This window comes from Gordonia aichiensis (genome assembly GCF_039946255.1).
GTDB lineage: Bacteria > Actinomycetota > Actinomycetes > Mycobacteriales > Mycobacteriaceae > Gordonia > Gordonia aichiensis_A.
In genome coordinates, this window is sequence record NZ_JBCDWL010000006.1 from 227,571 (window position 1) to 239,704 (window position 12,134).

General features: G+C 69.8%; 13 protein-coding genes. 2 read left to right on the top strand and 11 right to left on the bottom strand.

Annotated elements, in window-relative coordinates:
- Positions 1–8: 8 nt before the first annotated feature.
- From glgC to AAFO60_RS09805, 10 genes are all read right to left on the bottom strand, one after another.
- Positions 9–1,226, bottom strand: a complete 1,218-nt coding sequence (gene glgC, locus AAFO60_RS09760; protein WP_347955992.1) for a glucose-1-phosphate adenylyltransferase — start codon at positions 1,224–1,226, stop codon at positions 9–11.
- A gap of 75 nt (positions 1,227–1,301) precedes the next feature.
- On the bottom strand, positions 1,302–2,099 hold the full coding sequence (locus tag AAFO60_RS09765; protein WP_347955993.1) for a methyltransferase domain-containing protein: 798 nt from the start codon (positions 2,097–2,099) through the stop codon (positions 1,302–1,304).
- Between the two features lie 53 nt (positions 2,100–2,152).
- Positions 2,153–2,320 (bottom strand): DUF3117 domain-containing protein, encoded by a 168-nt coding sequence (locus AAFO60_RS09770; protein WP_347955994.1) that lies wholly within the window; start codon positions 2,318–2,320, stop codon positions 2,153–2,155.
- A gap of 554 nt (positions 2,321–2,874) precedes the next feature.
- Entirely contained in the window at positions 2,875–3,198 is a 324-nt protein-coding gene (locus tag AAFO60_RS09775; protein ID WP_347955995.1) for a DivIVA domain-containing protein, read from the bottom strand.
- A 46-nt stretch (positions 3,199–3,244) separates the two neighbouring features.
- On the bottom strand, positions 3,245–4,288 hold the full coding sequence (locus tag AAFO60_RS09780) for a glucosyl-3-phosphoglycerate synthase (protein WP_347955996.1): 1,044 nt from the start codon (positions 4,286–4,288) through the stop codon (positions 3,245–3,247).
- On the bottom strand, positions 4,285–5,097 hold the full coding sequence (gene folP / locus AAFO60_RS09785; RefSeq protein WP_347956014.1) for a dihydropteroate synthase: 813 nt from the start codon (positions 5,095–5,097) through the stop codon (positions 4,285–4,287). The genes AAFO60_RS09780 and folP overlap by 4 nt, the downstream gene beginning before the upstream one ends.
- A gap of 145 nt (positions 5,098–5,242) precedes the next feature.
- Positions 5,243–7,015, bottom strand: a complete 1,773-nt coding sequence (locus tag AAFO60_RS09790; protein ID WP_347955997.1) for a long-chain-acyl-CoA synthetase — start codon at positions 7,013–7,015, stop codon at positions 5,243–5,245.
- Between the two features lie 40 nt (positions 7,016–7,055).
- The gene (locus AAFO60_RS09795; RefSeq protein ID WP_347955998.1) at positions 7,056–7,592 is read right to left on the bottom strand and encodes a TIGR00730 family Rossman fold protein; all 537 of its coding nucleotides are present in this window, start codon (positions 7,590–7,592) and stop codon (positions 7,056–7,058) included.
- The gene (locus tag AAFO60_RS09800) at positions 7,589–8,416 is read right to left on the bottom strand and encodes a TIGR00730 family Rossman fold protein (RefSeq protein WP_424308620.1); all 828 of its coding nucleotides are present in this window, start codon (positions 8,414–8,416) and stop codon (positions 7,589–7,591) included. The genes AAFO60_RS09795 and AAFO60_RS09800 overlap by 4 nt, the downstream gene beginning before the upstream one ends.
- Before the next feature lie 53 nt (positions 8,417–8,469).
- A complete protein-coding gene (locus tag AAFO60_RS09805; protein ID WP_347956000.1) occupies positions 8,470–8,931 on the bottom strand; it encodes a nitroreductase/quinone reductase family protein in 462 nt (153 codons plus the stop codon).
- A 154-nt stretch (positions 8,932–9,085) separates the two neighbouring features.
- Between AAFO60_RS09805 and AAFO60_RS09810 the strand changes: the two genes are divergently transcribed.
- Positions 9,086–9,829: a TetR/AcrR family transcriptional regulator gene (locus AAFO60_RS09810; protein WP_347956001.1), complete on the top strand. Its 744-nt coding sequence runs from the start codon at positions 9,086–9,088 to the stop codon at positions 9,827–9,829.
- Positions 9,830–9,845: 16 nt separating this feature from the next.
- Here the strand turns inward: AAFO60_RS09810 and dapE are convergent, their stop codons facing one another.
- Entirely contained in the window at positions 9,846–10,952 is a 1,107-nt protein-coding gene (gene dapE, locus AAFO60_RS09815; protein ID WP_347956002.1) for a succinyl-diaminopimelate desuccinylase, read from the bottom strand.
- A 68-nt stretch (positions 10,953–11,020) separates the two neighbouring features.
- Here dapE and dapD point away from each other — a divergent pair, with 68 nt between their 5' ends.
- Positions 11,021–11,974 carry a 2,3,4,5-tetrahydropyridine-2,6-dicarboxylate N-succinyltransferase gene (gene dapD / locus AAFO60_RS09820; protein WP_347956003.1) on the top strand — a complete coding sequence of 318 codons (954 nt, stop codon included), beginning with the start codon at positions 11,021–11,023 and terminating at the stop codon, positions 11,972–11,974.
- The last annotated feature ends 160 nt before the right edge of the window (positions 11,975–12,134 follow it).

Sequence of the window (12,134 nt, forward strand, 5' to 3'; positions counted from 1 at the left end):
GTCGGCGGCTACTCCACCACCACGTTCTTGCCGACGGTGACGACGCCGCCGGGCGAGACCACGTAGTGCGCGCGATCGTGTTCCAGGTCGACTCCGAGTTGCCCGTCGTCGCCGATGCGGACGTTCTTGTCGAGGATGGCGTTGCGCACGACGGCGCCGCGGCCCACGCGGACGCCCGGCATCAGGACGCTGCCCTGCACCACGGCGCCCTCGTCGACGAAGACGTTGTTCGACAGCACCGAGCCGTGGACGGTGGCGCCCGCGACGACGGTGCCCGCCCCGACCACCGAGTCGTTGGCGGTGCCGCCGCGGACGAACTTCGCCGGCGGCAGATGGCTGGTCTCACCGCGGATCGGCCAGCGCTTGTTGTACAGATTGAAGACCGGGTTCTCCGACACCAGATCCATGTGGGCGTCGTAGAAGGAGTCCACGGTGCCGACATCGCGCCAGTAGCCCTTGTCGCGCGGCGTCTCGCCGGGCACCACGTTGTGGTCGAAGTCGTACACGTACGCCTCGCCGCGTGCGACGAAGGCCGGAATGATGTCCCCACCCATGTCGTGGTCGGAGTCGCCGTCGGCGGCGTCGGCCTTGAGCATGTCGACCAGCGCATCGGCGGTGAAGACGTAGTTGCCCATCGAGGCGAAGGTGACGTCGGGGTCGTCGAGCGTGCCGGGCGGGTCTGCCGGCTTCTCGAGGAACTCGGTGATCTTGCCCTCGTCGTCGGCGTCGATGCAGCCGAACGCGAACGCCTCGCTGCGCGGCACCCGGATCCCGGCGACCGTCACCGCGGCACCGGAGGCGATGTGGGCGGCCACCATCTGCGACGGATCCATCCGATAGACGTGGTCGGCGCCGAAGACCACGATGTAGTCGGGCTCCTCGTCGTAGATGAGGTTCATCGACTGGTAGATGGCGTCGGCGCTGCCGGTGTACCAGCGCGGCCCCAACCGCTGCTGTGCGGGGACCGGCGTGATGAACTCACCGTGGAATCCCGACGACCACCAGGTCTGCGAGATGTGGCGGTCGAGCGAATGGGACTTGTACTGGGTCAGCACGCAGATCCGCTCGTAGCCGCCGTTCACCAGATTCGACAGCACGAAATCGATGAGCCGGTAGGAGCCGCCGAACGGGACCGCGGGCTTGGCGCGGTCCACGGTCAGCGGATAGAGCCGCTTGCCTTCACCGCCGGCGAGGACGATTCCGAGAACATGCGGTTGTGATCTCACGGTTCAAACATATCCGGCCGCTGCGACAGCGACCACCCGGCACCGAGAACTGCGCCAACGCGGCCCCCTTTCGTCTCAGCGGCGCCGCGCCGCCGTGATCGTCACGTCGAGGTGCGCACGCACCGTGGTTCCCGCGGCCGTCGCGGCCGCGGCGGCGACCAGTTCGTCGCGGGTGCGGTGGAAGGCCGCCGGACCCATTGCGGCCACATCGACCAGTGTCGGCTCGTCGAGGTCTCGATCCACCCGGAGTCGATCGGCGCTCACCACGTCGAAGTCGGCGGCCAGTTCGACGGCGAGGCGTTCGGTCTTCCCGTCGCCGACCGACAGCATGTGCATCGGCTCGACGATCTCGGCCAAGTGCCCGGGTCGGGGCGTGACGATGAGCCAGGTCCCGCCGGGTCGGAGCACGCGGGCGGTCTCGGCGGCGTTGCGCGGGGCGAAGACCGACAGCACGGTGTCGACGGCGCCGTCGCGCACGGGCAGCCCGGACCAGAGGTCGGCGACGATCGCGACGGCGCGCGGATGCCTGCGGGCGGCGCTGCGGGCACAGAACTTCGACAGGTCGACGCCGATGCCGACGGCGGCCGGCGCGGCTGCCTCCAGAGCCGCCGCCAGGTACTGCCCGGGCCCGCAGCCCGAATCGAGGACGGCGCTCGCTCCGGCGCAGTGCGCGGCGACGGCGGCGACCAGCGGTTGGTAGACGCCTGCGTCGAAGACCCGGTTGCGCGCGGCGACCATGTCGGCGGTGTCGGAGCGGTGGACGGTCCCCTTGCCCGTCAGCAGGGAGACGTATCCTTGCCGGGCGACGTCGAAAGCGTGTCCGGCGGTGCATCGCAGGGATGCACCGCCGGAGACGAGCGTGTCGGCACACACCGGACACGAGAGCAGACCGGCGGCGGCATTCCACCGTGCGCCGGTCGGATCGGTCAGGCGGTGACCTCGCGCAGCGCTTCGCCGAGCGCGGCGGCTTCGTCGTCGTTCAGTTCCACGACCAGCCGACCGCCTCCGTCGATCGGAATCCGAACGACGATCCCACGCCCCTCCTTGACCGCTTCGAGCGGACCGTCCCCCATACGTGGCTTCATCGCCGCCATGTGTCGTGCTCCCTTCATGTGGATCTCACGAAATTCCCTCTCATGGTACTCGGCGCACACCCGTGCACTCCGCGCAGGACAATCGGTCGGCGCAAAAGCGGCGCCCGCAGGTCGGCCGCCCCGCATCGTCTCGATGCGCTCCCCCACTCCGTTCCTCCGCTTACTCGACAACCCTGAAAAGGCACCGCCGAACCGCCACACCCACAGGTCTCGATACGCCCTGGCCTCCCTGGCAGGCTCCCCCTCAGGCTGGTCGAGCAAGCGCATCGAGACCCCGCACCGCGCCTCGATACGCCCTCGGCCCCCTGGGAGGCTCCCCCCAGGCTGGTCGAGTAAGCCTGCGAGCGCAGCGAGCAAGCGCATCGAGACCCCCGCGCCCCGCCTCCATAAGCACCGCCACCCCGATCCACCGCCCCCTCGACAACCCTGAAAAGGCCCCGCCGAACCGCCACACCCACAGGTCTCGATACGCCCTCGGCTAGCGCCTCGGCCTGCTCGACCACCCTGAAAACTCTGCTCCAGGCTGGTCGAGCAAGCGCATCGAGACCCGTTTGCTACGGCGTGTCTCGACCCGGATCGACGGTCGTCTCGTCGCGGGCGGCGAGGTCGTGCACCACGGCGCGGAGTTCGTCGATCTCGCGGGCGAGCTTCTCCAGGGTCCAATCGACCTCGGCGGCCCGATAGCCGCGGAAGGTCTGCTGGAAGATCACCGACCGCACGTCGTCGCCGGTGATCCCGGCGCGCGGCAGGCGCGTCAGGGTGGTGCCCTTCTCCACCGGAGGGAGCTCCTCGCCGCGCCCGAACATGAACCACACCACCGCGAAGATCAGCGCGACCAGCAGCGCCACACCCACCACGTACAGACCGATAGTCACCACGTGTTTCAGCGTAACCGGGGGCGAGGCGACGGCGCTGGACCGGCGGTCAGCGCAGTTGGGGCGGTGCCGCCGAGGTCTCCCGCAGTTGGTCGGGTCGCAGACTGTTCACCGGCACCCGATCGCCGTGCTGCAGTTCGGTGGTGTGCGGGGTGAACCCGCCGTCGGCGCCGACGACGAACTGTGTCAGCCCGACACCGGAGTCGGCGATCCCGCAGCGCTCCAAGAGCGTGGCGACGATCTGCCGGCTCATCACCGCCAGTTCGGGAAGCGGACGGTTCCGATGAGTGCGGACGCCGAGATTGACCTGGCCGATCCCGGCCAGCCCGTAGCGGTCGTAGGCGTCGATCAGCAGACCGATCTCGACCCCGTATCCCGGTGCGAACCGGACCGACGCGAACAGTTCGCGGGTGCCCGCGTACTCGCCGCCGAGGGGCTGGCAGACCTCGCCGAGTTCGGGCTTCAAGGCGGTCAGCAGCGGCCGGGCGAGCAACTCGGTGACTCGGCCCCCGCCGCCGGGCTCCTGCCGGTCACCGGTGCGGAGCGGTCGCCGGTAGTAGCCCTTGACCAGGTGGATCGCGGGTTCGGCGAGCAGCGGACCGATCATCTTGGGCACGAACATGGGGTCCGGGTCGATGAGGTCGGAGTCGACGAACGCGATGAGGTCGCCGGTGGTGACGGCGATCGACCGCCACAGCACCTCGCCCTTGCCGGGGACCGCGGGCACCCCCGGGATCGCCTCTTCGCGGGTGACGACGCGGGCACCGGCGGCACGGGCGCGCTCGGCGGTGCGGTCGGTGCTGCCCGAGTCGACGACGATCAGCTCGTCGACGAGGGTGCCGACCAGCGGCGCGATGGTCGCGATGACCCCGGCGACGGTGTCCTCTTCGTTGAGTGCGGGCAGCACCACCGACACGGTGCGACCGTTCTTGGCCGCGACGAGATCGTCGACGGTCCAGGTCGGGTGATCCCACGTGCGGGGTGAACGCAGGGACGGATGGTGCGACTGCGACCATCTCGCCAGATCCTGTCCGCCGCCGGCCCACGACACCGAGGCCTCCGGCCCTCCCCCGATGCTGCCGTCGGCGTTCATGCCAGCCCCCGCACCGTGCGAGCCGGCGGTCTGGTGCCCGCGATGGACGCGACCATGTCGACCACCCGGCGGGTGTCGGCGACCTCGTGGACGCGGAACATCCGTGCGCCCGCGGCCGCGGCCAGCGCGGTGGCCGCCAGCGTGCCCGCGACGCGATCCTCGAGGTCGGCGTCGAGCGTCTCGCCGATGAAGTCCTTGTTGCTCAACGCCATCAGCACCGGCCAACCGGTGTCGACGAGTCGGTCCAGATGCCGCAGAAGCGCGAGGCCGTGATGGGTGTTCTTGCCGAAGTCGTGCGTCGGATCGATGAGGATTCCGTCCTCGCGGACCCCGGCCTCTCGCGCCCGTTCCGCCGCCGCGGTGACCTCGGCGACGACGTCGGCGACGACGTCGTCGTAGCGCACCCGGTGCGGCCTGGTCCGGACGCGGGCACCGCCGGTGTGCGAGCAGACCAGCCCGGCCCCGGCCTGCGCGGCGACGGCCACCAGTTCCGGATCGACACCGGCCCACGTGTCGTTGATCATGTCGGCGCCCGCCTCGCACGCCTGCGCGGCGACCTGCGCGCGCCAGGTGTCGACGCTGATGAGGATGTCGGGGTGCGCCCGGCGGATCCAGGCGATCATCGGCACCACCCGCTGCGCCTCGGTGTCGGCGTCCACCTCCGCGCCGGGGCCCGCCTTCACGCCGCCGACGTCGATCATGTCCGCGCCCTGCGCGACGACCTCGTCGATCCGCGCCTTGGCGGCGTCGTCGGAGAACGTGGCGCCCCGGTCGTAGAACGAGTCGGGGGTTCGGTTGACGATCGCCATGACCAGCGCGCGGTCAGTGGCGACGGGCCGCCCGCACAGGGTCGCGGCCGGACGGGCAGTGCTCACATCCATACCCTACGTGCCGCCCGAAACAGACCCTGGTCCGGTACCGCCCGCGCAGGTCGCGGTTCGGCTCGGTTCCGGTTCAGCGCGGCACCCTGGCGGCCGCCACGTCGCCCGCGTACTCGTCGTAGAAGGGCACGTACCCCTCGCCGCGGCCGGCGAGCACCCACATGTGGTCGGACCCGACCTCGGTGTAGGCCTCGTTCCGGAGTTCGACCTTGAAGTTCTTGAACGTCGACGTCGTCTCGATCGCCGGGACGAACCGGATGAACAGCGGCACCGCATAGGCCGGCAGGGTCGCGTACAGCGCGTCGGCGAACGCCTTCGGATCGAGGTCGGCGCCCTCGCGCAACTGGACCGAGACCATGCCGGCCCGACCGTCGCATCCGGGCACCTCGACGCCGTAGGCGACCGACTGCTCCACGGCGTCCGAGGCGTCGACGGCGCTCTCGACCTCGGTGGTCGCGACGTTCTCGCCCTTCCATCGGAAGGTGTCGCCGAGCCGGTCGACGAAGGCGATGTGGGAGAAGCCGAGTTCGCGCACGAGGTCGCCGGAGTTGAAGTAGGCGTCGCCGGACTTGAAGGCGTCGCGGATGATCTTCTTCTCGGTGTCGCTCGATTCGGTGTAGCCGTCGACCGGGACGCGGTCACTGATCGCGGCGATGAGCAGCCCGGGCTCGCCCTTGCGGACCTTGCGCAGGCGCCCGCGGGCGTCGCGCTTGGCGGTGCCGTCGTCGTTGTACTCGACGACGCGGAAGGGCAGCGGGCAGAAGCCCGCGGTGCGCTTGACGTCGAAGGCGTTGACGAAGGCGAGATTGAGCTCGCTGGCGCCGTAGAACTCCACCACGCGATCGATGCCGAAGCGAGTGGTGAACTCGTCCCAGATCTCCGGCCGCATGCCGTTGCCGACGATGACGCGCACCGAGTGGCTGCGGTCGGTGGGTTTGGCGGGCTGCGCCAGCAGGTATCGGCACAGTTCGCCGATGTAGCAGAAGGCCGTGGCGCGGTTGAGGATGACCTCGTCCCAGAACCGGGAGGCCGAGAACTGCTTGCCGATCGCGATGCAGGCGCCAGCCGAGAGCACCGCACCGAGCGAGACCGACAGCGCGTTGTTGTGGTAGAGCGGCAGCGAGACGTACATGGTGTCCGACGCGCGCAGACGCACCGCCATGCCCCCGATGCCGTCGTAGTTGGCCAGCCACCGGTTGTGGCTCATCACGCTCGCCTTCGGCAGCCCGGTGGTGCCGGAGGTGAAGATGTAGAAGGCGGTGGTCGACGCGGGCAGATGCCTGGTGACCGCCGGATCGATCTCGGGCTTGCCGTCCGCCGCCTCGTCGAGTGCGGCGAAGTCGAGGACGTGCGGCGGGAGCCGGTCGGCACTGATCGAGGCGACCGCTTCACTGCACTCGGGATCGTAGACCAGGACGGTGCCGCCGAGCAGCTTCATGCTGTGGTCGATCACCTCGCCGCGCTGATTGTAGTTGAGCATGCCTGCGACGGCGCCGAGCTTGAGCGCGGCGAGGATGATCAGCAGGTCGGTCGGGCTGTTCTTGGCGAGGATGCCGACGACGTCGCCGGTCCCCACCCCGCGGTCGGCGAGCACGGCGGCGTACCGGTTCACCCGACGATTGGCTTCACCGTAGGTGGTCGACTCCCCCTGCCAGCGGATGAACGGCCGGTCGGGATGGTCGGCGGCGAGTTTGGCGAAGATCTGTCCGATGGTCCGCTTGGCCGTCGGCGGGCGCACGATCATGCCCGGGACGTGGCGGGCCATGGCCGGGAGGTCGGGGACCATCTTGACGGCTCCCCGCACGAGGTCGGCGATCCCGACCTTGCTCGGAACATTGGTGGTCATGACTGCCTCACTCCTCGCCCTACGTGTGAACGCCGCTACCTTACCGGGTGGTCAGATAGTCGATCGCGTCACCCACGGTTACACATACCTTGATCTTCGCCAGCGCCCGGTCCGCGACGAACCCGCGGTCGCGCAGGTCGTCGAGCCAGACCAGCAGCGGGTCGTAGAAGCCGCCGTGATTGAGGAGGACGATGGGCTTGTCGTGGACACCGAGGTAGGCGCCGGTCCACGTCTCGAAGAGCTCCTCGAACGTGCCGATGCCGCCGGGCAGGGCGATGAAGCCGTCGGCGAGCTCGTCCATCAGGCGTTTGCGCTCGCGCATGGTGTCGGTGACGATCAGCTCGTCGGCGTCGAGGTCGGCGACCTCCTTGACCATCAGGTGCTCGGGGATGATCCCGATCGTGCGCCCGCCGGCCTCCCGCGCGGCGCGGGCCACGCTGCCCATCATCGAGACGTTGCCGCCGCCGGAGACGAGCGTCTGACCGGCCGCGGCGATCGCCCGACCGGTCTGCGCCGCGAGCGTCAAGTACTCGGCGTCGACGGGGCCGGAAGCGCAGTACACGCAGATCGCGCTCATCCGCGGGCCGCCTTCACGATGATCTCGACCGCCTCGGCCGGCGTCTCGACCACGTGGAGCAGGTCGACGTCGCCGGGCGAGATCTTGCCTTCGGCCTCCAGGGTGCCGCGCAGCCACTCCACCAGTGGGCCCCAGAAGGCGCTGCCGATCAGGACGATCGGGAAGCGCAGCACCTTCTTGGTCTGCACCAGCGTGAGCGCCTCGAACAGTTCGTCGAGGGTGCCGAAACCGCCGGGCAGGCAGACGAAGGCCTGCGCGTACTTGACGAACATCGTCTTGCGGACGAAGAAGTAGCGGAAGTTCATCGTCAGCGTCACCCACGGGTTGGTGTGCTGCTCGAAGGGCAACTCGATGTTGAGTCCGATCGACTGCGCCCCGGCCTCGTAGGCGCCGCGGTTGGTGGCCTCCATCGCGCCGGGGCCGCCGCCGGTGATCACCGCGAAGCCCTCGTGCGCCAGCAACCGCCCGAGTTCACGTGCCGTCTCGTACTCGGGCGAGCGCGGCGCCACCCGCGCCGAGCCGAAGACCGTGACCGCCTCGGCCACGTTCTCGAGCGCGTCGAAGCCGGCGACGAACTCCGACTGGATGCGCTGCACCCGCCACGAGTCCCGGATCATCCGCTGCTCGGCGCGGCGCGGATCGCGCGGGTCGATCCACTCGAGCAGGAGCCGATCGGACGGGACGACCTCCACGCCCTCCTCGACACGGACCTGCGCGGCGCCCACGTTGCGGACGCATCCGTCGTTCGGATCCGGCATGTCCGACCGCCAGGTCGGAGTGGTTGTCGTTGGGCCGGTCGAATCCGGCGCTGGTCCGTCGTTCATGCCGCGAGACTAGCAACCGCCCCGCGGTCGTCGCCCGGCAAGCACACGAGCGGTCAGGGCCGGTGGCGAGGTGCGCATTCGAAGACCGGGAAGCGCGGGGCGGCGGCCGCGAACTCCGCGTCGGTCGACGACGCGGTGAGCCCGTCGACGAATGCCGACACCTGCCATCCCCAGCGGTCCAGATACGCGCGCAACAGGTCGGGCTTCTGCTCGTCGTCGAGTTCGATCAGATCGACCGGATCGACGCGGCGACCGCGCCGTAGAAACACCTCCCCGCCGGCCCGGACGTTGCGGACCCACTGCGTGCTCCCGCGCGGCGAGACGAGGTAGCGACGACCGTCGACGACCAGCACGTTGACCGGCCGAGCGGTCAGTCGCTCGGACCGCCGGCCCCGGACCAGCAGTTCACGGCAGGCCCGCGGCGCGGCGCCGAGTCGGATCAGGGCGCCGACCGCGGCGTTGGAAACCGGGAGCAGGCGCCCGCCCGCCGAGTGGTCGTGATCATCGCGCGACATCGAAACCTCCGAATATTTGTGAACAGTGTTCTCGTTTCACATTGAACACTACGCGCCACCTCGTCGGTTATCAAGAACAATGTTCTCGCTTATTGGCGATGTCCGAGATCCGTGCGACCATGACGGCAGGCATCGGCGAGGAGAGGAGACCACCGTGGAGTCTGCGGCCGCTCAGGCGCCGACCGACCGCCCGGCGGGCACCGACGCTGCGGGCACCGACGGACCCCGCGCACGCAACCGGGCGCGGATCGAGCGCCGCCTTCGCGAAGTGGGTCGGCGCCACCTCGCCGAGTACGGCGCGGCGGCCCTGTCGCTGCGCGCCGTCGCCCGCGACATGGACATCGCCCCGTCCGCGCTGTACCGATACGTCGCCGGTCGCGACGACTTGCTGACCGTGTTGATCGTCGACGCGTACACCGACCTGGCCGACACGATCGACGCGGCGGTGAGCACTCGACGCACCGCCCGCACCCGATTCCTGGCGCTGGCCGACGCCCTGCGGCAGTGGGCGCTGGCCCATCCGAGCGAGTACGCGCTGATCTACGGTTCCCCGGTCCCCGGGTATCGAGCTCCTGCCGAATCCACCAATCCGGCCGGCGAGCGACCGCTTCTGGCCCTGGCGGCGATCGTCGCCGGGACCGAATCGGTGCCCGAGGTCCCCGGCACGCACGCACGCGGTCAGTCGGCGGCCGCCGATGCGCTGACAGCGCTCGCCGACGACGCCGCGCTGCCGCCCGGCACCGCCCCCGCGGTGCTGGCGCGCACGCTCGTCGTCTGGAACCTCCTGCTGGGAGCGGTCTCGAGCGAGTTGTTCGAGCAGCTCGGGCCCATCACCGAGCAGCCGGCCACGGTGTATGCAGCGACCGCCGACCTCGCGGCCGCTCTGCTGTTCGGGTGACCCGACCGGTCGGTCGCTACTCGCCCGACAGGTAGGCGCGCAGGATCTCGGCGACCTCGGTGATCTGCGCGACCGGCACCCGTTCATCGGCACGGTGAGCCAGGCTCGGATCGCCGGGACCGAGGTTGACCGCGGGAATGCCCAGTGCCGAGAACCGCGCGACGTCGGTCCACCCGTACTTGGCTCGGAACCTCCCGTCGGCCGCCGCGACGAGCTTCGCCGCCGCGGGGTCGGCCAGCCCCGGCAGCGCGCCGGCCGCCGAGTCGGTGACCTCGGCGGTCACCGAGCCGTCGGCGAGGTCGGCGGCGAAGACCTCCCGGACGTGGGCGAGCGCCTGCTCGGGCGTCCGGTCGGGGGCGAAGCGGAAGTTGACGTCGACGTGCGCCGCGTCCGGAATCACGTTGCCTGCGACGCCGCCGGAGACACCGACCGCCGACAACCCCTCCCGATACTCGCAGCCGTCGATGTCGACGCGCCGCGGCCGATACGCCTGCAGAGTCGTGAGCAGCCGGCCCAACTTGTGAATCGCGTTGTCGCCCATCCAAGCTCGTGCCGAATGCGCGCGCGTGCCCGATGCGGTGAAACGGACTCGGAGGGTGCCCTGGCAGCCCGCCTCGATCTGGCCGGCGGTCGGCTCGCCCAGGATCGCGACGTCGCCGACCAGCCAGTCGGGCAGGTCGCGCTCGACGGCGCCGAGCCCGTTGAACTCGGCGGCGATCTCCTCGCAATCGTAGAAGATCAGCGTGAGGTCGTGGACGGGGTCGGCGAGGGTGGCGGCCAGATGGAGGAAGACCGCGTCGCCGGACTTCATGTCGACGGTGCCGCAGCCGTGCAGCACGTCGCCCTCCTCGTCGGTCACGGTGCGCCGCGACGGAACGTTGTCGACGATCGGCACCGTGTCGAGGTGCCCGGCCAGGATCACTCGCGTCGGTCGGCCGCGGTCGGTGCGAGCCAGTACGCAGTTGCCGTGCCGGACGACTTCGAAGCCGCGCGTCTGCGTCCGCAGCGCCTGCTCCACCGCATCGGCGATCACCGTCTCGTCGCGGCTCACACTGGCGATGTCGACCAGGGCCGCGGTCAGTTCGATGGGATCGGCGGTCAGGTCCAGGGTGGGGATGCTCACGAAATCCCATCGTAGAAGACGTGCCCGCCACTCGGCAGCGGCCGGTCTCGGTCGATAAACTCATGTGAATGACCACTCAAGGTGCTGTTGCCATCGGAATCGCCACCCTCGCCGCGGACGTCGTCCTCGACACCTGGTACCCGGCTCCGGAGCTGGTGCGCGATCCCGGCCCGACCGGATCCACCGAACTGACCGGTGACGACGTCCCCGCCGACCTGCAGGCCCTCGTCGGCGTCGACGAGGCGCGCGGCGTCCGCACGGTGGCCGTCCGCACGGTCATCGCCGATCTGTCGGTCGCACCCGTCGACGCCCACGACGTGTACCTGCGTCTGCATCTGCTCTCCCACTGTCTGATCGCGCCGCACCGGGCCAACCTGGACGGACAGTTCGGCCTGCTCAGCAACGTCGTGTGGACCAATTTCGGTCCGTGCGCCGTCGACGGCTTCGAGACCGTCCGCGCCCGGCTGCGGGCGCGCGGCCACGTGACGGTGTACTCGATCGACAAGTTCCCGCGCATGGTCGACTACGTGACGCCGAAGGGCGTGCGGATCGGCGACGCAGACCGCGTCCGCCTCGGCGCGCACCTGGCGCCGGGCACCACCGTGATGCACGAGGGCTTCGTCAACTTCAACGCGGGCACGCTGGGCACCTCCATGGTGGAGGGTCGCATCTCGGCGGGCGTGGTGATCGGCGACGGCTCCGACATCGGCGGCGGCGCCTCCACCATGGGCACCCTGTCGGGCGGCGGCAAGGAGATCATCACCATCGGACGCCGCTGCCTACTCGGCGCCAACGCCGGGTGTGGAATCCCCCTCGGCGACGACTGCGTCGTCGAGGCCGGGCTCTACCTGACCGCGGGAACCAAGGTCACCGGCCCGGACGGTTCGGTGGTCAAGGCCCGCGACCTGGCCGGGCGGTCGAACCTGCTGTTCCGCCGCAACAGCACCACCGGCGCAGTGGAAGTCACCGCCAAGGAGGGCGACGGCATCGCACTCAACGAGGCCCTGCACGCGCACAACTGACGTCTCGTAAACGAATCCCCGATTCGCCGTTTCCGCTGGGTGTCAAGCTGTTTTGAGTCGGTCTGTCGACTTTCTTATGCTGTTTTCTGAAGCGCCGGTCGGCTGGGTCTGTGATGCAGGTTGATGCCTACTTCAGCAGCCGGCGTGGGCAGTTTCGGTG

Coding starts and splice junctions, on each gene's coding strand:
- AAFO60_RS09805 (WP_347956000.1), bottom strand. CDS start 8,931: ATGTCGCGCGATGATCACGACCACTCGGCGGGCGGGCGCCTGCTCCCG.
- AAFO60_RS09795 (WP_347955998.1), bottom strand. CDS start 7,592: ATGAGCGCGATCTGCGTGTACTGCGCTTCCGGCCCCGTCGACGCCGAG.
- AAFO60_RS09790 (WP_347955997.1), bottom strand. CDS start 7,015: ATGACCACCAATGTTCCGAGCAAGGTCGGGATCGCCGACCTCGTGCGG.
- folP (WP_347956014.1), bottom strand. CDS start 5,097: ATGGCGATCGTCAACCGAACCCCCGACTCGTTCTACGACCGGGGCGCC.
- AAFO60_RS09770 (WP_347955994.1), bottom strand. CDS start 2,320: ATGGCGGCGATGAAGCCACGTATGGGGGACGGTCCGCTCGAAGCGGTC.
- AAFO60_RS09780 (WP_347955996.1), bottom strand. CDS start 4,288: ATGAACGCCGACGGCAGCATCGGGGGAGGGCCGGAGGCCTCGGTGTCG.
- AAFO60_RS09800 (WP_424308620.1), bottom strand. CDS start 8,416: ATGAACGACGGACCAGCGCCGGATTCGACCGGCCCAACGACAACCACT.
- dapD (WP_347956003.1), top strand. CDS start 11,021: ATGACCACTCAAGGTGCTGTTGCCATCGGAATCGCCACCCTCGCCGCG.